The organism is Caballeronia sp. LZ008 (genome assembly GCF_031451435.1).
GTDB lineage: Bacteria > Pseudomonadota > Gammaproteobacteria > Burkholderiales > Burkholderiaceae > Caballeronia > Caballeronia zhejiangensis.
In genome coordinates this window covers 368888-388305 of record NZ_JARUXK010000002.1, presented here as the reverse complement: position 1 = coordinate 388305, position 19418 = coordinate 368888, and the positions used below count along the sequence as shown (strand labels likewise).

Sequence of the window (19418 nt, the reverse complement as noted above, 5' to 3'; positions counted from 1 at the left end):
CTTGCTGCAGGCGTATCGCTTCATCGCGGATAGCCGCGATCAGGCGACGGGCGAACGCCTCGATAACCTGGAAGATCCGTATCGTCTGTTCCGTTGCCACACGATCATGAATTGCGTCGACGTGTGCCCGAAGGGGCTCAACCCGACCAAGGCGATCGGCAAGATCAAGGAATTGATGGTGCGACGGGCGGTTTGATCCCCGCACCGTAAGGAAAAAAAGCGCAGTCTCGAAAGAGGCTGCGCTTTTTTTTATCTGCGATATGCGCCGATGCATTGAAGTGATTGCATAGCTAACCATCTCGCACCAGACGATATTTCAATCTTGTAATGAGACTGTCGTCTCACTAGAATGAATTGGAAAGCATGACCCGTGCAAGGAGGCAATCATGACGCTGACTGCTGTCGAGATGGACCGCAAGATCGAAGAGCATTTCGGTTTTGAACGAAGCGACGATGTCGAAGGCGTGCTCGCCACGCTCACCGACGATGTCGAGCACGATGTCGTTGGCTGGCCTGCCGGTCCGGCGCACGGACGCGAGCGCGCGCGGCCGTTCTACGAAGCGTTGTTTGCCGATCTGTCGGAGAGCCGGGTCGAGTGCTTGCGCCGTCTGTATGGGGACGGCTTTGTCATCGACGAGTCGTTGTGGCGCGGCAAGGCGCCGGGCCGGCCGTTCGGGCTCGAAGGCCGTGGGCGTCCGCTGGAATTTCGCATGCTGCATGTCGTCGAATTCAGCGAAAGCGGACAGATTCGCCGTGAAAACGTGTGGGTCGATCTCGCGGCGATCATCGGTCAGTTGCCGCAGGCTTGATATGGCGAAGTCCGAACCGAAGACCCGCGGCAATCAGAAGCAGCGCACGCGCAAGGATCTGCTGAAGGCGGCATCGGCGCTGATGAAGCAAGGGCGCAAGCCCGGGCTGGAAGAGGTTGCGGCAGAAGCGCTCGTGTCGCGTGCGACGGCGTATCGGCATTTCCCGAGCATCGATGCGCTCTTACTCGAAGCATCGCTCGATGTCGACACGCCCGTTGCGAGCCAGCTATTTTCGGCGCGCGCATCGGCCGATCCGGTCGCGCGATTGTTGCGTGTCGACGCCGCGCTCAACGACATGATTCTTGCGAACGAAGCACCGTTGCGCATGATGCTCGCGCATTCGCTGGAGCGGGCGGCGAAGGGCGAATCGCAGGACGACATGCCGCTGCGGCAGAATCGCCGCACACCGTTGATCGAGTCCGCGCTCGAACCCGCGCAAGACGAGTTCAGTCCCGCCGCGCTCGACACGCTCACGCAGGCGCTCGCGCTTGTCATCGGCACGGAGGCGATGATCGTCTGCAAGGACGTGCTGCAACTCGACGACGCACGCGCGCGCAAGGTCAGACGCTGGGCGATTCGCGCGCTGGTGCAGGCGGCGCGTCGAAGCGGAATGGACGAAGCAGGTATGGGATAATCCCAAAAATTTGCGCCCACCCGACCCAAAAGGTCGCGGATGCCGCGCGCAAGGGCCCTCACCCCTCGTGGCCCGCTTTCATTCGCGACATTCCAACCGCAACCACGATGCCCACATACCGTTCCAAAACCTCCACCGCCGGACGCAACATGGCGGGCGCGCGCTCCCTCTGGCGCGCCACCGGCATGAAAGACGAAGATTTCTCGAAGCCGATCATCGCCGTCGTCAACTCGTTCACCCAGTTCGTGCCGGGGCACGTTCATCTGAAAGACCTGGGCCAGCTCGTCGCGCGTGAGATCGAAGCCGCGGGCGGCGTGGCGAAGGAGTTCAACACGATCGCGGTCGACGACGGCATCGCGATGGGTCACGACGGCATGCTGTACTCGCTGCCGAGCCGCGACATCATCGCGGATTCGGTCGAATACATGGTCAACGCGCATTGCGCCGACGCCATGGTCTGCATCTCGAACTGCGACAAGATCACGCCGGGCATGTTGATGGCCGCGATGCGCCTGAACATTCCCGTCATTTTCGTTTCGGGCGGCCCGATGGAAGCGGGCAAGACGCGCCTCGCGAATCCGAAGACGAAGGCCATCGAACTGAAGAAGCTCGATCTCGTCGATGCGATGGTGATCGCCGCCGACCAGTCGTATTCCGATGCGGAAGTCGCCGAAGTCGAGCGCTCCGCGTGCCCGACATGCGGCTCGTGCTCGGGCATGTTCACGGCCAACTCGATGAACTGCCTCACCGAAGCGCTCGGTCTCTCGCTGCCCGGCAACGGCACCGTCGTCGCGACGCACGCCGACCGCGAGCAGTTGTTCAAGCGCGCGGGACGCGGCATCGTCGAACTGGCGCGCCGTTATTACGAGCAGGAAGAGGCGCGCGTGCTGCCGCGCTCGGTCGGCTTCAAGGCGTTCGAGAACGCGATGACGCTCGATATCGCGATGGGCGGCTCGACCAACACCATTCTTCACTTGCTGGCGATCGCGCGCGAAGCCGATATCGACTTCACGATGAAGGACATCGATCGTCTGTCGCGCACCGTGCCGCAGCTGTGCAAGGTCGCGCCGAACACGAACAAGTATCACATCGAAGACGTGCATCGCGCGGGCGGCATCATGGCGATCCTCGGCGAACTGGATCGCGCGGGCAAGCTGCATACCGACGTGCCGACCGTGCACGCGCCGACGCTGAAAGACGCGCTCGCGCAATGGGACGTCAAGCTCACCGACGACGAAGCCGTCAAGACGTTCTACATGGCAGGTCCCGCAGGCGTGCCGACGCAAGTCGCGTTCAGCCAGAACACGCGCTGGCCGAGCCTCGATACGGATCGCGCCGAAGGCTGCATTCGCTCGTACGAGCACGCGTTCTCGAAGGAAGGCGGCCTTGCGGTGCTGACGGGCAACATCGCGCTGGATGGCTGCGTCGTGAAGACGGCGGGCGTCGATGAAAGCATTCTCGTGTTCGAAGGCACGGCGCACGTCACCGAGTCGCAGGACGAAGCCGTCGAGAACATCCTCAATGACAAGGTGAAGGCGGGCGATGTCGTCATCGTTCGATACGAAGGTCCGAAGGGCGGGCCCGGCATGCAGGAAATGCTGTACCCGACGAGCTACATCAAGTCGAAGGGTCTCGGCAAGGCATGCGCGCTGCTGACGGACGGACGTTTCTCGGGCGGCACATCGGGCCTGTCGATCGGTCATTGCTCGCCGGAAGCGGCGGCGGGCGGCGCGATCGGCCTTGTGCGCGACGGCGACAAGATTCGCATCGACATTCCGAATCGCACGATCGACGTGCTGCTCTCCGACGATGAACTCGCGCGCCGTCGCGAAGAGCAGAACGCGAAGGGCTGGAAGCCCGCGAAGCAGCGTCCGCGCAAGGTGTCGGCTGCGCTGAAGGCGTATGCGAAGCTGGTGATGTCGGCGGACAAGGGCGCGGTGCGCGACTTGTCCTTGCTCGACGATTGAGGCTTTAAAGCGCCAGGGAAAGCCGCTCGATGAGCGGCTTTTTTTATCGCAACTTCAATCGCCCAGCAACCTCGGCAACTCCAGCAAAGTACGATGCGCGCCGCCTTGCTCGACCGCATCCGCATACGTCGCGCGCACGGCGCCGGCGATCGCATCGACGGCGTTGTTGTCGCCGGCCATCGTCACGTAGTAGCCGAGATCCTTCAACGCATTGGACATGTGAAACGGCATGCCCGACGGATCGCCGTCGATAAGCGACGGACGCAGCCGCTCGAGCGCCGCGCCACCACCGCCGCCTTTCGCGAGGACATCGACGAAAGTCTGCGCATCGACGCCCGCGCGTTTCGCGCAGGCCGCCGCTTCCGAGATCAGCGCGATCGTGCCGAGCGACACGAAGTTGTGCAACAGCTTCATGCTGTGTCCCGCGCCCACATCGCCGACGAGCGTCACGTTCTCCGCATAGGTACGCAGCAACGGCTCGATGCGCGCGAACAGCTCGGCCGAAGCGCCGACCAGCAGATTCAGCCGCCCTTCATGCGCTTCTTTCGCGGTGCGCGTCATGGGCGCATCGACGAAGAGGCCGCCCGCTTCCTTCACGAGCGCCGCCATGCGCTGCGTCGATGCTGGCACCGCCGTCGAGCAGTCGATGACGATCGCGCCCGGCTGCAATCCCGCGAGCACGCCATCGGGCGCGGTCAGTACCGCTTCGACTTCGGGCGAGCCCGTCACGCACAGAATGACGATGTCCGATGCGCGCGCGAGCGCCTCGCCGTTCGCGACGGTCTTCACGCCGCCCGCGAGCAGTTCGTCGAGCGGCTGATTGCCGGGATGCTCGACGACCGTCAGCGGATAACCATGCTTCATCACGTTACGCGCGATGCCGTGCCCCATCAGGCCGACACCGATCATGCCGATGCGTTGCTTCATGCTGTGTCTCTCTTCATGTTGTCGTGTAAGTTTGAAAATGCTCAGCGGTTCACGAGGCGCTTCGGCAGCAGCATCGTGAGAACGATGCCGAGCGCGAGGCAGCCGACCATCGAGAAGATCGGCAGCGTCATGCCGCCGGAAGCCTGCTTCAGAAAGCCGACTACATATGGGCCGAAGAAGCCGCCGAGATTGCCGAACGCGCTGATCCATGCGATGCCGACCGCCGCCGCGGCCGGTCCGAGCACGGCTGTCGGCATGCTCCAGAAGAGCGGCGGAAACGACAGCAATCCCGCATTCGCGATGCACAGCGCGATCATGCCGAGCCACAGGTTGTCATGCCAGAGCACCGACAGCGACAAGCCCACCGCGCCCATCAGCAGCAGCGCCGCGACATGCAAGCGCCGCTCGCCGCGCTTGTCCGCGCTGCGGCCGAACATGACCATCACGACGACCGCGACGGCGTTCGGCAATGCGGCGAGCGCGCCGATCGCGAAGTCGCCGGAGATGCCCATCGACTTGATCATCGTCGGGGCCCAGAAGGTGTAGCCGTAGATGCCGAAGACATCGAGAAAATAGATGAGGCAGAACGCCCACACGAGCGCGCTGGTGAAGAGGCCCTTGTGATTCGATTGCGCCGTTACCGCGCGATCCTCGGCGAGCACGCGCGACAACAACGCGCGATCCGTTTCGCTGAAACGCGGGCTTTGGGTGACGTCGTCGTCGAGTCCCTTCCATGTATAGACCGCCGCGAGAAACGCGGGCAATGCCTCGACGATGAAGATCCACTTCCAGCCTGGCAACTGCATGAGACCATCGAAGTACTGCATGATGAAGCCCGTCAGCGGCGAACCGATGAGACCCGCCAGCGCGAGCGCCGCATAGAACATGCTGAGGATGCGCGCGCGGCGGTTGCGCGGAAACGACTGGCCGATATAGAAGACGATCGCCGGAATGAAGCCCGCTTCCGCGACGCCGAGCAGGCAGCGCATTACGTAGAACTGCATGGGCGTGGAGACGAAGGCCGTGAGGCCCGACACGATGCCCCAGGAAAGAATGATGCGCGTGATCCAGCGGCGCGCGCCGACGCGTTGCAGGATGATGTTGCTCGGCACTTCGAAGACCACATAGCCGAGAAAGAAGATGCCCGCGCCGAAGCCGAACACTGCATCGGAGAAACCGAGTTGCTGCGCCATCTGCAGCTTCGCGAAGCTCACATTCACGCGATCGATGTACGACGTGATGTACGCGAACATCAGGATCGGCAGGATTTGCAGCGCGAGGCGGCGAAAGATCCGGTCCGCAGTGGCCGCATCGTGTGACGCAGCGGGCGATGCCGCGCCTTGCGGCATGTTGGTCGCATCGATTTCCACGTCTGTCTCCGTATTTGTTTTTGCGTCCCTGCTCGCGCGGGACGCGGCGGGACAGAAGAAATGTAGCGGCTGCGGAGCGCGAGTGATATGCGAAATCGTTGAAGCGGGCTTTCGAATAGTTCGAACACGGGGTGGAGGGCGGGGCGGGGTTTGATCCGGGTTTTCCTGTATGGCCCGCGACGCAGCGAGTGTTCGCTCTGGACAGCGAGTTGAAAGAATGTGCGATTTGGCTTCCTCACACCGATCGGACCGGTGAAGAAGAGTTGAATTTTCTCTCGATTCTTCAAGTCTGCTGCTCAAAGGCAATTTCTCATTCTTTCAATCACGCGCTTCGATCTCATGGTATGGGCGATGTCCGAATTCTGATTTCTTCAATCAATAGGTCGTGAATGTCAAACAACTACCGATCAGCCGGGTTGACCTGTTTGTGATGCAATCCTAAATTCATCGGTCCAAAGAAAAACGATTAATGCTTGAGTTCGTTGAACAGAATAAGGATCGGGTATGAATGCTGTGACGAAAAATCTGACCGACGCGCTGCGCCATCCGAGTGCGCGCCTTACGCAGATTTTGAACGTGTGGATCGGCACGCTGGATCTCGATCTGGATGTTCTGAAATTCAAAGTAAAAGCGGGCCTGTGCGAGGACTATAAGGTCGATGTGACGGTGACCTCGCCGCAGCTCGACATCGACGGCAAGACCGTGGTCGGGCGACGTGCAGGGCTGCAGATCGACGAGCGGGTGGCCGTGCCCTCGGTCGACTACGTCGCGCCTGTCAATCACGAGGCCGCGACGTTCAATGGCGTCGTCACCCGATGCAAACGCATCGGGACAAACCGGGACGAGGCCACTTATAAAATCCGCATCGAGCCAAGGTTCGCCGCCCTTTGCAAGCAAGTGCAGAAATCGGATGTCTTCAGGGACGTGACGTTTCAGGAGCTGGTCACGCAACTGCTGATCGACCGGACGAACTTCGACGCCTTCGATGTCGAGTTCCATCTGGAAGGCGCGCAGGAGAAGATGGAACAGATCGTGATGTACGAGGAGTCCGTGTGGGACATGATCACTCGTCACGCGAAACGAAAAGGCATTGCGTGGTTCTATAAACAGGCGCGCGGCCAGGACGGGCAACTGGACACATTGGTGTTCACGGACAATCCGCGCGGTTACGTGCGCTCAATCGACATACCGCTGATGCCGGATTCCGGGCTCAACAACAATTGGCACGAAGCGGTGCTGTCGATTAGTGAGGCACGCGCGCTGGTGCCGGCATCGATAGAAGTATGGGAGCGCAATTACCGCACGCCCGAAGATCCTCTGCGGGCCGCAGCGAAGGTTTCAGGCACGGCTGACGATCGCTCGGTGTTCGGTCAGATCAACCGCAGCGCGGAGTTTCATCTGACGCGGCAGCAGGGCGAAGCGCTAGCGCAAACGCGGCGCGACGAGCAGATCGCGAAGCAAGCGAAGATCTCCGGCAAGACCAATGCGAAGGGCGTGGCGCCGGGCATCGTGGTGAGGCTGATCAACACGAAGCTTGCCAGCGCGCCATACGGCTTCGTGATCGAAACGATGACGATGACGGGCAGCCGCACGAAACCGGCGCTCGTGCGCTTCAAGGCAATGCCCGCGCATCTCGCCTACCGCCCCGAATTCGTGTACGAGCGCGATTGGCGGTTTCTGAAGGGTCCGGTCGTCGGCGTGGTCACGACGTTCGACTCGTCGCCTTACGGCTGTATGGATGAACACGGCCGGTATCCCGTTCTGCCCAAGTTCCTGCAAGGAACAGGCAATACTGACAAGCAACTGCTGAAGCTGCGTCTGCTGCGTCCGTTCTCGTCGTATCAAGGCGGCTTTCATTCGCCCTTGCTTCCGTCCACGGAAGTTCTGCTCTCGGGCGCGCATGCTGACATCGATCGCCTACACATTTCCGGCGCGTTGCATGACTATTCGCATCCTGACTTGGTGCGGGGCACGGATTCCTTGTTCAGTTACGCCATCTGGCGCTCGCCGCTGCTCGGCGCGGAAGTCGTGTTCAACGATCTGCAAGGTAAGGAAAGTGCGCGCATCGCCACGGTGTACCGCCAGTCGGCGGTGAACCAGGGCTATCTGCTCAACAGTAAGAAGCTTCCTCGCGGAGAGGGCTTCGAAATCACGACGCAGGCGTGGGGCACGATGCGCGCGGCGAAAGGACTGTTTCTCTCGGCGGACGCGGCCGCCGGAGTCGACACGCCGCACCTTGAAATGCCCGCGGCAATACAGCAGTTGAAGGCCGCACTGCAACGTGTGACGGATCTGGCGACGGCGACCACGCAGGCGAAAGCCGATCCGGCTGATCGAGCCACGCAATCGGCCTTGCTGCAAGCGCTCGATCAGCTTCGCGATGCGGGGCTGCTGGCTAGCGCCCCGGGCGGTATGGCGTTCGTGACGCCGAAGTCGACGCAGCATTCAGCGGGTGAGAACGTGATCGTAAGCGCGGGCCAGGACATGGACGTGAGTATTACGCGGCGACTGCGCATGGTGGCGGGCGAACTGATTTCGCTATGCGCGCTTCGACTGGGCATCAAGGTCTTTTCGAAGGGGAAGATCGAGGTGCAAGCGCAGGATGCGCCCATGGATGTGTTCGCCGATCAGCAACTGCACCTGTCGAGCGCGAACGCGAACGTGCTGGTCAATGGCAAGACGAAGGCGGTGCTGGCGAGCGGCGGCGCGGCGATCAAGATCGAGAACGGAAGTGTCGAGGTGATTTGTCCGGGGGACTTCAGGATCAAGGCGGGGTCGTTCACGTTCGAGGGGCCGGAGAACGCCGATAAGCCATTACCCGGGCTGCCTGCGAGCGATTTTAAGCCGACCAATTCTTATCCACTGACGCGTTGATTCATGATTATCAGCCCACCCTTCCTTCCGGCGGCGGGCCTGACCGCTGCCGACAACGCAGCGAACCTGCCGAGGCTCGATCCGATGATGGATCTGGTCGACACCTTCGAACTTGCGCACGGCACTTACCCGATCGCGTTCGACCGGCGCTGGCATTGTGGCGTGCATCTGATGCCGACGATGCAGAACGAGAAGGTTCGCGCCATCGCCGACGGTGACGTTGTGGCGTATCGCGTATGCCAGAAGCCCTACGATGGCGGAGACGGCCGACGTGATAGCCACGCGGGCTTCGTGCTGCTCAAGCACACGACCGAGACGGGCGAAGGCCGGACGTTGACGTTCTACTCGCTGTATATGCACCTGCTGGATCTTGACAGCTACGGCTCGATGAACGCGGACGGAAGGCAGCTTCCCGAGTTCCTGCGCCTGCCTTCTCCGGGCGGCGATCAGGAGCCGGCGCCTGCTCAGTCCGGCGGCAACCTAAAAGTGCGCAGAAAGGATGTGCTTGGCTGGATCGGCGGATGCCACGGTCAGCAGCATTTGCACTTCGAAATCTTCATGACCAAATCGGATCACGACGCGTATTTCGGACGCACTCAACTCGGAAGTCTGACTGCGAGCACGGCCACGGGCAGCGACTGCTGGGGCCATAACTACTTCGTAATTCCCGCGGGCCGATCGTTTCTCAGGTTGCCGACGGGTGCAGACTCACATGGCAAGCTCAGAGGCATTGTCTTCGCGGCGTTAGATGCAGGATCGAACGTCGAGCAGCTTTTTGTGGAGATCTACTTCCACAAGGGCGACAAGTACACGAATGTTTGGAAGATAGCGAGTGACGGAAGGCGTACTTTGCTTACATCCTCGCCGGTGAAGGAAAGAGACTACGAGTACGACATGTATAAGCGGGCCACGGCCCTGTATCCGGCATGCGCAAGCGATGGCTATGAGTTGCTGCGCTTCGGTCGAATTCTTTCGCCGTCTCCCACGCTGAGGACGCCTGCGGAACGCAGCACCTGGATAAGGATGACATTCGCGGCCGGACAGGAGGGCTACATCGACGTGAGCGATAGTGCGATCGTGAAGCTGTCGGACGCGGATTTTTCGGGTTTTGCCGGTTGGCAGAAGATCAGTGAGGGCAACACACCGTTTAGCGCGGATGGACTGTGCGATATCGACGCGCTGAAGAAGATCGTCAAGGGAGTGTACGAACATCAGACGCGAGAGGAGGCGGCGCTGAAGGAGGGGTACAAGAAGGAAGACGTGTTGGCTCAGTACATCAAGTCGAACGTGTCAGTACGGGAACAATTGCGCGGTTTCATCTGCGAAGCGCCGAGCGAATGGGACAACGCGCATAACGAGGATCGGTATCGCAAGCTGAAGGACGAAGGTGAGTTCTATCACGGCAACGATGCAGGTTACGCGGCGTTTTTGAAATTGTTGAAGTCGTTTCAGTTCTGGGACAAGACGGGGTTGCCCGCGGGACAGGAACTATGGTTTTTTCATCCGTTGAAGTTTATCCGCCATTTCAGGGAGTGCGGATGGTTGGACAAAGACGAGTTATGTCAGATCTATGCTGAATCTAAGTACACGGCTCTCGGAAAGACGGGGGTTGAGTATAAGGAGGACTACCGTCAGCCAATTAATAATGTTTTGCGGAGGTATGCCCTCAACACTTCGACTCGGAGCGCGCATTTCTTCGGGCAATGCGCTATTGAGTCGTTCTACATGATGATCGTCCGTGAATGTTCCACCAGTATTGCAAACGCCGTAAGAAATAACCACATTTCAATAAAGCCCGAGTCGAACGGATACCTGAGATCGCCGCCTGCTTCTCATGCCGACGTTGCCTATTTTGAACGCCTTTACGAAGGGAAAGCTAGTCTAGCGAATACAGATCCGGGAGACGGGGTCAAATTCCGAGGCAGGGGATTCAAGCAACTCACTGGAAGATATAATTACGCGGAGTATTGGGTATATAGGGGTTGGCTGGATGGAAAATCCTACGATCATGCATGGTTTAAAAAAATTGTTGACGGTCGTCCCATGCCTGGCCCGCGAATCGATAATCCGGAAATTGCCGGAAACGACGCCTACACGGCCGTCGACACGGCGGGCTTCTTCTGCGCTAGGTACTCAGTCACTAAGGCGGCGGACAAGGGAGTAACAAGAGATGCGTCTCTTTCTGTGACGAAAGCCATCAATCCGGGCGATCGCTTAAGTCCGCCGAATCGCTGGAAAGAAACGCAAGACGCCTTTTGGATCCTCGGGGACGAAGTATGAGATATTGCACATTATTCGCTGCCGTGTTTTGGCTTTTGATGAACAATACCCACGCCGCTGTTATTGACTCATGTGATGGCCAGCTTTCGGCGTCTATCGCTGAGGGTAATCCAAGAGAACTAATAATTAATGCGGACGGCCGGCGGCTCGGCGCGGCGCGTATCGATCATGATGCCGTTGATGGGAAATTTAATGCAAAGAAAACGTTGTTGGTTGTATTCGGGCTTCCAATAAAAACGGATTTGAGGAATCCTCAAGCGCAGTTGCTCTCCATTTATGCGCTGCGACCAAGACTTCATCTTGTCCTGAAAAGAACTTTCGGCGGAGGAATATTTGATGTCGCATTCGCCAGAGATGGTCGATCACTGTACATTAGTAGCCGCTTTGGCTACGAAATCATCGATACGGAAACAAGGCAGATAGAAACATTTGATGTAGAAAGCGAACCTGTGTTAAGCCGAGAGCAATGCGGAGTTCAATAACGAAATGATTCTTGAAGTTGGTGTGAAACAGAGCGGTTGGCTGAGCACCTGCGCATCGCACAAAAGCGTTTTCAAGTGCTGGGCGCGGCTATAGCGTGCGGGCGATTATACGGATTAACGGATGCCGATTTTTTGTTGAATGCTGGAACTGTCCCTAGCCCTGACTATAAACCCGATGTCTGATTAGAATGTCAGCAAATATTGATGATGATCGAAGACTCGAATCCACCCGTCTAGTAAAGGCAGTAAACTGTGATTGAAAGGAATCTGTCACTGATCGTTTTTTTCGTTTCGGCGACCGTCTTTTCGGTGATTTCGCACGCAGAAACCAAATACGAGGCGATCGGCAATACGCTAAAAATAGAGGATGGAGGTCGCGATCTTCGGACGTGCAAGTTAGATGAAGAAGCTATTCATGCTGTTGTGAGCTTCGACAAATCGGCTCTCATCGTATCAGACACTGGATACGTGAACATGCGGGACCTGAAACAATGTTCGGTCAGCGACGTCGTTCACGTTTCGCATATTCCGGAAAAGGTAGGGGTATTATCCGATATTAATTTGCCGGAGGGAATTTATGTGTCTCTGGATTTTGTGACGGTCCGGCCATACACTTGGTTGGCCACCGTAGCGCGCATTGCCTCAACTCACAATTTGGTTTCTTTGAATGGTGCTTATATAAAAGGCAAGTCGATCAAGGACCTGCAGAAACATTCGTTCGGAGGCAGCGGTGATCCGGGAACATCGATCATCGCGCCAAGCGGTCGCTACGTTTCGCCAACCGGGGATGCAACATGTTCTGAGGATTCGTATCCCGGCGTATGGGATGTTAAAGAGAATAAACGGGTAATTACGGACCAAATTTCTTGCTCAGCGCTTTTTTCCACAGAACGAAACTAATGCAATCACGAGCTTTAGTTAATCTTCCCCTGCGCGAAAAATCCAGTTTCCTCCGGTGTTGCAGAATTTTTCGGAACGGGTCATTCGTGAAAAACGGAAATGAATGGAAAGGTAAGGTCGTCTGGCTAATCAAAGGCCTCACATTTTAGAAAAATGAAATCCCCCATCCGCGAATACGACAAACTCGAGCACGGCGGCGAAGTCACGAGCGGCTCACCCTTCACCATGTTCATGGGTCGCCGACTCGCCCGCGTCGGCGATAGCGCCCAATGCGACCTGCACGGCAACACCACGATCGCCGAGGGCGACACGCGCTTTCCCGATCGCGACGGCCAACCCTACGCGATGCATCACCACCGCTGCGCGTGCGGTTGCCGCCTGATCTCGTCCGTGCCCAACGTGAACTTCGCCTGACGCATGCCCGTCGATTTTTCCGAGGCCGGCGAGCCTTATTCCTATCCTGCACACGGCCCGCGACTGCTGCCGTGGCTCGGGATCTGGCTCGCATGTGGCGCGCTGGGCGTACCGCTGGCATTGCTCGCCTGGCCTGCGAGTGAAGCAGCGAGCGGTCCGTCATTCTGGCTCGCCGTGCTCGGCGTGCCGAATTTCGCGTTCCTTGCGCTGCTGTCGATCGCTCGCATTGGCTATGAAGCGCTATGGAGTCACGCCCACAATCGTAACCGGGCCAGAATGAAGCGGCTGGCTGAGCGGCTGCGCATCGCACAAAAGCCTTTGCAAGTGCTGGGCGCGGGTTATTGCCTGCCTTCAGTTACATCGAATCTGCCGGACGCCGTCGCGGCAAAGACGCCGTCCTTCAAATCGCAAAGCCCGCGTAGTGGAGTGGGCAACGTGCTCCATAACCGCTTCGATGACGAATCGTGGTCAGATGATCCGACATCATTCGCGACGACACCAGAAGATGACGACCACGATCAGCCAGACACTCAAACACCTGAAGCCACGCGCCGAATCGCCACAGTCGTGTTGAAACTGGTCGCTGCGCTCGAACCGCTGGTGCCTGCGCTGCAGGCCTTGTCGCAATACGGACATCAATATGCGCCGCTTGTGCGTGTGCTGGCGCCGTCCGAAGGCGCCGACAAAGCTAAACAGCACGCAGTCGATGCATTGCGTCTGTCCGGTCTGCCGGCGCTCGACTGCGTGGCCGTCCCGGACCCGCAAGGTTTGATGGTGGCTGACGGATGGCTCGACACCCGCGAACGCCGCGCGCTGCTGATCCTCGCCTACGCCTGGCACGACACCGACCCGCCCGAGCGAAGCAGCGAGGCCGCCGTGGCGGTGCTTCTGAACGCGGGCTTCTATCAACTGCCGGAATCCGTGCAGGCACTCGCGACGTTGCATCGTCCGATCGAAGATCAAGCCGACGTCGCCACGCTTCGCGACCTCGCGCTCAATGCGGCGCTCTGGGGCAAGACCGATGCGAGCAACATCACTCACGCCTGGCTCACGCGCCTGAACGCCGAGCACGACCGCACGCTGCTCGATGAACTCAAGCGCGCCGGGTTTGCGGGCATCGCCACGCACGAAACACACCGGCGACCCGATCGCATCGTCGGTGACACTGGCGCCGCGACGCCGTGGCTTTGCATCGCAGCGGCCATCGAATCCGGCGAAGCCGGCCCCCATTTGATCCTCGACCGGGCGCAGGCTGCCATCCTCTACGTTCAACCTACCGTATCGCATGACAACCCCGAGCAGCAATTTGAACGCGCTTGACTCGCAAATATCCAAACGCACGGACTCCGGCTTTCTCAAGATCTGGGGCTTTACATTGGCCGCTATGCTCGTCGCCGTGGCGTCGGCCGCGGTGGCGTGGTGGGGTCGCCCCGACTTCACGCACTTGACCACCCTCGAGATGCGTGTGTCCGCGCTGCTCAAAATCCTGGGCGTACTCATCATCGTGCTGGGCGCGCACTTCGCTGCCATCCTGTTCGGTCTCTATGAGAAAGTGATGGCGCGCCTCGACGGATTGAGCAGCGAAAAGCAGTCCGCGACGATCCAGCGCGACGCGCGCCTGCAATATTTGCGCGATGAACTGCGCACATCGTTTGGTTGGCGCTGGCGTCGCGCGATACCGTGGCTCATGCTCACTGGCGACGATGCCCTCATCGACGCGGTAGCTCCGGACCTCAAACAGACCGCCGTGTTGCGCACGGGTGAGATCGTGCTGGTGCACGCCGCGCCGAACGGCATCGATGCGCAAACGTGGCGTCATCAGCTTCGCCGTATGTGTCGCGCGCATCCGATCGATGCCGTTATCCCTGTGTTGCGAACAAGCGAGCAATCGCCCTCCGACGATGAACTGCCCCGCACGCTGTCGAACCTCGCGCGCGATCTCGGTTGGGCCGCGCCGGTCGTCTTTCTGCATGCCGTCGAAGCGAGCGGCATGCATCAGAACGATTTTCGTCCTGTCGGTGCATTCATATTTGCTTCACAACGCGCCGATGCACGGGTCGCGACCGACGAACTGAATCGGCAACTGAACGTACTCGAAGAGATGACGGCCCACGCGAGCATCATGCTATGCGCTCGCCCGAAGCCGATTGTCTGGCTCGCGCAGGTCTCTCAATACCTCACCGCGCATCGCGAACGCGTGCTGACGACATGGCGGGCACATTCGATATCGAAATGGCGGCGCGCGCCGCTCGCGGGCATGATGTTCGCGCCGGTATTCGCCGGGCCAGTTGTGCCGACACCCGTGCCAGCCGATCATGACGATGTCGCCAAAGATGCCGCCGAGCGCGCTAGACAGCACGCCGGGGCATCACGTGAGCAGCCTCGCGCGCTGCAATCGATCTGGCCGGAAATCGTCGCGCACATGAAGAAGCACGACGGTCGCCGTGTCGGCTTTTACTGGCCCAACGCGCTCGCAGCTTTGGTGTTGGTGACGGCGATCGGCTGGTGCGTGACGATGAGCGTGTCATTCATCGGCAATCGTTCCATCATGAACGATGCGCAATCAGCAAGCGACGCCGCGCTCGCAGCAAAGCCAGGCACCGCGGCGGCGTTGCGCGCGCAACTCGCGCTGCAACAGAGAATCGACACGCTTGAATATCGTCAGCAGCACGGCGCGCCGTGGTATCTGCGCGCGGGCCTGAACCACAACGATGACATCCTCGCCGCGCTGTGGCCGTCTTACGCCATCGTGTCGGCGCGCAATCTACGCGATCCGGCCGCGCATCGACTTGAAGCAACGCTAGCCCAACTCGCGCAGTCCCGCGCCGACGCGCTGCCCAGCAACGAAGAGCAGCAGCGGGACTACAACGCGCTGAAGACTTATTTGATGCTCGCGCACCCGCAGCACGCCGATGCCGCGTATCTGACCAAGCGACTGCCCGCAGCGTGGCCGGTTGTGACGGACATGAGCACAGGCGAATGGCTCGATACGTCGCAGCGCTTGTCGTCGTTCTACGCGTCGCATTTGCGCGCGCATCCGGAGTGGCGCTTGAACGCATCGAACGATCTGACCATCGCCGCGCGCAATATGCTCGTCAACCAGATCGGCCTGCAGAATTCCGACGACACGCTTTACCAATCCGTGCTCGAACAGGCCAAGGGAAAGTACGCGGACATCACGCTGGCATCGCTCATCAACGGCGCGGATGCGCGTGGTCTCTTCACGACCAGCCAGACCGTCTCCGGCATCTACACGCGCGCTGCATGGGACGGCATGATCGGCGATGCAATCGACAAGGCGGCGAAGGAAGGGCGCGTCGCCGCCGACTGGGTGCTCGCCGATGAACGCGCCGCCCGCATACCGGGTGCGGCGCTCGAAGCGCAACAGGACATCGAAGAAGCGAAGCGGCGCTTGCATGCGCGCTATTTCGCGGATTACACCGCCGCATGGCAGGCGATGCTCAATAGCATCCAGTGGCGCAGCGCATCGAATCTGAGCGATGCAATCAGCCAGTTGACGCGTCTGACGGATGCGCAAACGTCACCGCTGATCGCGCTGATGAAGGCAGTCGAATATCAGGCGCAGGCGGGCCGTGCGTCGCAGGCGCTGACCGATACGCTCGTGCGCAAGGCGCAGGATCTGATCGCTAACAAGACCGGCGTTGCAGCCGCGCCGGAAATCAATCCGCTTGATAAACCCTTCGGTCCGCTGCTCGCGCTCATGGGCGACGATGTGGTGACTGGCCACGGCAAGTCCAGCACGAAATCGAAGAACGCGGCGGACTTCAGCGGCGTGAGTCTCGCGCACTTTTTGACCGTAGCGACAACGATGCGCCTGAAGTTGCAGCAGATCGCGACCAGCGCGGACGCACAGGCGATGTCCCGTCAGATGGCGCAAGCCGTGTTTCAGGGCAAACTCTCGGAACTCACTCAAGCGCGCGACGATGCAGCATTGACCGCCGCGAGCCTCGGCTCGCAGTGGTCGGGCTTCGGCGATGCGCTCTTCGCCAAACCGCTCGATGTGGCATGGCAAACGATCCTTCAGCCCGCAGCAGCGAGTCTGAACGACGCATGGCGAGCGTCAGTCGCGGCGCCGTTCGCGAGCGCCTTCGACGGTCACTATCCATTCGCCGACACCGCATCCGACGCCTCATTCGTCGAGCTCGGCCGCTACATCAAGCCGGAGACGGGTCTGATCGCGCGCTTCGTCACGACGCAACTCGCGGGCATGCTGCAGCCGCAGGGCAACGCGTGGACCCCGAACGAACTCGCGCCGCAAGCGCTGCAATTCGATCCGGAGTTTTTATCGGCGCTGCGTCAATTGTCGACGCTCGGCGCGCAACTGTATGCACAAGGCGATGCGAGCTACCGCATCCAGATCATGGCGACCCCGACGCCAGAAGTCGTGCGCAGCATCCTCACGGTCGATCAGACGAAGATCGAGTATTTCAATCAACGTGAATCGTTCACGCCGATCGTCTGGCCGGGAAATGGTCGCGACGGGCAGGCGATGCTGACGTGGGAATCGCTGACTGCCGGGACGCGCGTCGCGTTCAGTGCCGTCGGTGACTGGGCATTCCTTCGATTGCTGGGCACGGCGAACATCAAGCCGCTCGACAGCACGAACTACGCGCTGACACTCAATCACGACAATGACTATCCGCTGCATTACGTGATGAAGACGCAGGTCGGCGCGGGACCGCTCGATCTGCTCAAGCTGCGCGGCTTCAAGATGCCGCAGCGTGTCTTCATCGCCGGCAAGAGCGCTGTGTACGCGGGCGCGCCGTCGTTGCCGCCCTTGCCAGCGGAGATACAGCCGTGACCGCGCCGTGGAAGCGTTCGGCGCTGGAACACGAGAATCCGTTCCTGAAGTACTTCGATGCGGAGATGCGCTACCTGCGCGCGGCATCGGCGGAGTTCGCTCAAGCACATCCCGACGCCGCGCGTCGCCTGGACATGCGTTATGGCGACGTGGGCGACAGCGCGCGCGCGACCTTCGAAGGCTTTGCGCTGCTCACGGCGCGTCTACGTATGAAGCTCGATGACGGCGCTCCGGAATTCACGGAAACGCTGATCGACAACCTGTACGAAGATGCGGCGCGCGCGATTCCATCGCTGTCGATCATCGAATGCACGCCGATTGGTCGCGGAGTTGCTTCGGCAACGCAGATTCCCGCGGGGGCCGCCGTGCGGTCGACGCCTGTCGGTCCGGATCAGGTCAAGTGTCTCTATCGGACGACGCAGACGGTGAAGTTGTTGCCACTTTCGGTCGAAGATGCAGAGATCGCGGTCCGCGATGGCGGACGCACCGTGATTCGCCTTACGTTCCGGTTGTGGCTTGGCGAGCAACGCGAGGCGGTTGATTTGTCGCGCATCCGTCTTTACTTGCACGGCGACCGGCCTGCCGCCTCCGCGCTGTACGCGGCGCTGACGCGCCAAGTCGAATCGATCAGCCTGCGCCTGCCTACAGTGCGCGATGGCGAGTTGCAACCGCTCGAAGACGTGCGCTTCGAAGCGGCAGGCTTTGGTCCGTCCGCGCGGCTGTGGCCGGTCACGGAGCCCGAGCGTGACCGCGGGCTGGATCGCGAACAGACGCTGTTGGAATACTTCGTGTTCCCGCAGAAATTCAACTTCGTCGATCTATGCGGCTTCGATGCGTCGATGCTGCCGATGGGTGAATCGCAAATGACCTTCGAGATCGAACTGAACGCTCGCGTGCCTGGCGACTATCCGGTCAGTCGCGACAGCTTTCGTCTCTTCTGCACGCCCGTGATCAATCTGTTCGAAGTGGACGCGTTGCCGCTGCGGCCGACAGACCGACATGACCGCGAGCATCGCGTACGTCTGCAGCAGGAGGTGGCGGGGCACGTCGAGCCGTATCACGTGCTCGCGGTGACGGCGGCCGATCCGGAAGACAGCGCGCGCCACGCCTACGGCGCATTCACGAGCTTCCGCCATCGCGGCTGGACGCTGCGCTACGAGAAGCCTGAGCGGTATTTCCATACCTCGATGCGCTTTGGCGTAACCGGCCGCGAACTCTGGGTGACGCTTTCCGGTTCGCTCTGGGAGCGCTTCCATGCGGATGCCCGACACGATGAGAATCGTCCAAAGCCGGACGGCTACCTGACGGTTCGCGCGCTCGCGAACAACGGACGCCTGCCGCGCATGGCGCTGTCCGAGGCGACGATCAACGAGACCGTGTCGGGTTTTACCGGCATCGCTTCCGTGCGCAATCTGACAGCGCCGACTTTGCCGCTCTATCCTCCGCGCTATCACCCGGAGTACGACTGGCGCGTGCTCGGGCACTACACGGCAGGCGGCGCGAATGAGTTGAACATGATCGGGATGGGCGGCGTGGTGGTGCTCCGTGAGGCGCTGGAGCTCTACGACTGGTCACACGACGAAAGCATCGCGCGACGCATCGATGCGATTCGAGACGTGCGGCTGTCCGAGCATGAAAGCGTGGGAAAGGGGCATATGCGCTTCGAGATTCGCGTTCACGTCCGGCTCGATGCGAGCGCGTTTGACGGACGCGGCGATGCGACGCTCTTCGGCGATGTGCTGAGCCGCTTCGTTGGCCGCTATGCAAGCTTCCATCACGCGACGCGGCTCGTGCTGAATATCGACGGCAAGGACACGCTTTTTCCGGTCATGGAATTCGAGGGTGCGCCTTTCTAATAGCCGCATCGCTCAGGGTTTTCCTGTATCCCTCCACGCCACAGCAATCCCAACCCAATGCCATACTCCCCGGAATAAATTTC

13 protein-coding genes and 1 pseudogene are annotated in these 19418 nt (G+C 60.2%); 12 read left to right on the top strand and 2 right to left on the bottom strand.

Annotation, left to right across the window (positions count from 1 at the left end; translation table 11 throughout):
- From sdhB to ilvD, 4 genes and pseudogenes are all read left to right on the top strand, one after another.
- Nucleotides 1-196: pseudogene (gene sdhB / locus QCE49_RS16140) on the top strand (succinate dehydrogenase iron-sulfur subunit); the annotation flags it as partial.
- A gap of 190 nt (nt 197-386) precedes the next feature.
- Complete coding sequence (locus QCE49_RS16135) at nt 387-809, top strand: nuclear transport factor 2 family protein (RefSeq protein ID WP_008347086.1); 423 nt, start codon at nt 387-389, stop codon at nt 807-809.
- A 1-nt stretch (nt 810) separates the two neighbouring features.
- Entirely contained in the window at nt 811-1443 is a 633-nt protein-coding gene (locus tag QCE49_RS16130; RefSeq protein WP_008347084.1) for a TetR/AcrR family transcriptional regulator, read from the top strand.
- Between the two features lie 107 nt (nt 1444-1550).
- Entirely contained in the window at nt 1551-3410 is a 1860-nt protein-coding gene (ilvD, locus tag QCE49_RS16125) for a dihydroxy-acid dehydratase (RefSeq protein ID WP_250437457.1), read from the top strand.
- Between the two features lie 54 nt (nt 3411-3464).
- On the opposite strand, the gene QCE49_RS16120 is transcribed toward ilvD, so the two are convergent.
- Nucleotides 3465-4376 carry an NAD(P)-dependent oxidoreductase gene (locus QCE49_RS16120; protein WP_268811662.1) on the bottom strand — a complete coding sequence of 304 codons (912 nt, stop codon included), beginning with the start codon at nt 4374-4376 and terminating at the stop codon, nt 3465-3467.
- 2 nt (nt 4377-4378) lie between these two features.
- Nucleotides 4379-5707: an MFS transporter gene (locus tag QCE49_RS16115; protein WP_250458292.1), complete on the bottom strand. Its 1329-nt coding sequence runs from the start codon at nt 5705-5707 to the stop codon at nt 4379-4381.
- A gap of 504 nt (nt 5708-6211) precedes the next feature.
- Here QCE49_RS16115 and QCE49_RS16110 point away from each other — a divergent pair.
- The 8 genes from QCE49_RS16110 to tssF all read left to right on the top strand — a co-directional run bounded on the left by QCE49_RS16110 (nt 6212) and on the right by tssF (nt 19335).
- On the top strand, nt 6212-8581 hold the full coding sequence (locus QCE49_RS16110) for a type VI secretion system Vgr family protein (protein WP_250458291.1): 2370 nt from the start codon (nt 6212-6214) through the stop codon (nt 8579-8581).
- A 3-nt stretch (nt 8582-8584) separates the two neighbouring features.
- Nucleotides 8585-10861 (top strand): peptidase M23, encoded by a 2277-nt coding sequence (locus tag QCE49_RS16105; RefSeq protein WP_250458290.1) that lies wholly within the window; start codon nt 8585-8587, stop codon nt 10859-10861.
- Between the two features lie 38 nt (nt 10862-10899).
- A complete protein-coding gene (locus QCE49_RS16100) occupies nt 10900-11343 on the top strand; it encodes a YncE family protein (RefSeq protein ID WP_250458289.1) in 444 nt (147 codons plus the stop codon).
- Nucleotides 11344-11595: 252 nt separating this feature from the next.
- Nucleotides 11596-12243, top strand: a complete 648-nt coding sequence (locus QCE49_RS16095; protein WP_250458288.1) for a hypothetical protein — start codon at nt 11596-11598, stop codon at nt 12241-12243.
- Nucleotides 12244-12396: 153 nt separating this feature from the next.
- Nucleotides 12397-12657, top strand: coding sequence for a PAAR domain-containing protein (locus tag QCE49_RS16090; RefSeq protein ID WP_250458287.1), 261 nt, complete (start codon nt 12397-12399; stop codon nt 12655-12657).
- Nucleotides 12658-12660: 3 nt separating this feature from the next.
- Complete coding sequence (locus tag QCE49_RS16085; RefSeq protein WP_250458286.1) at nt 12661-13977, top strand: hypothetical protein; 1317 nt, start codon at nt 12661-12663, stop codon at nt 13975-13977.
- Nucleotides 13964-17479 (top strand): ImcF-related family protein, encoded by a 3516-nt coding sequence (locus tag QCE49_RS16080; RefSeq protein ID WP_250458285.1) that lies wholly within the window; start codon nt 13964-13966, stop codon nt 17477-17479. Before QCE49_RS16085 ends, QCE49_RS16080 begins: the two co-directional genes overlap by 14 nt.
- Entirely contained in the window at nt 17476-19335 is a 1860-nt protein-coding gene (tssF, locus tag QCE49_RS16075; RefSeq protein ID WP_250458284.1) for a type VI secretion system baseplate subunit TssF, read from the top strand. The genes QCE49_RS16080 and tssF overlap by 4 nt, the downstream gene beginning before the upstream one ends.
- Nucleotides 19336-19418: the final 83 nt, after the last annotated feature.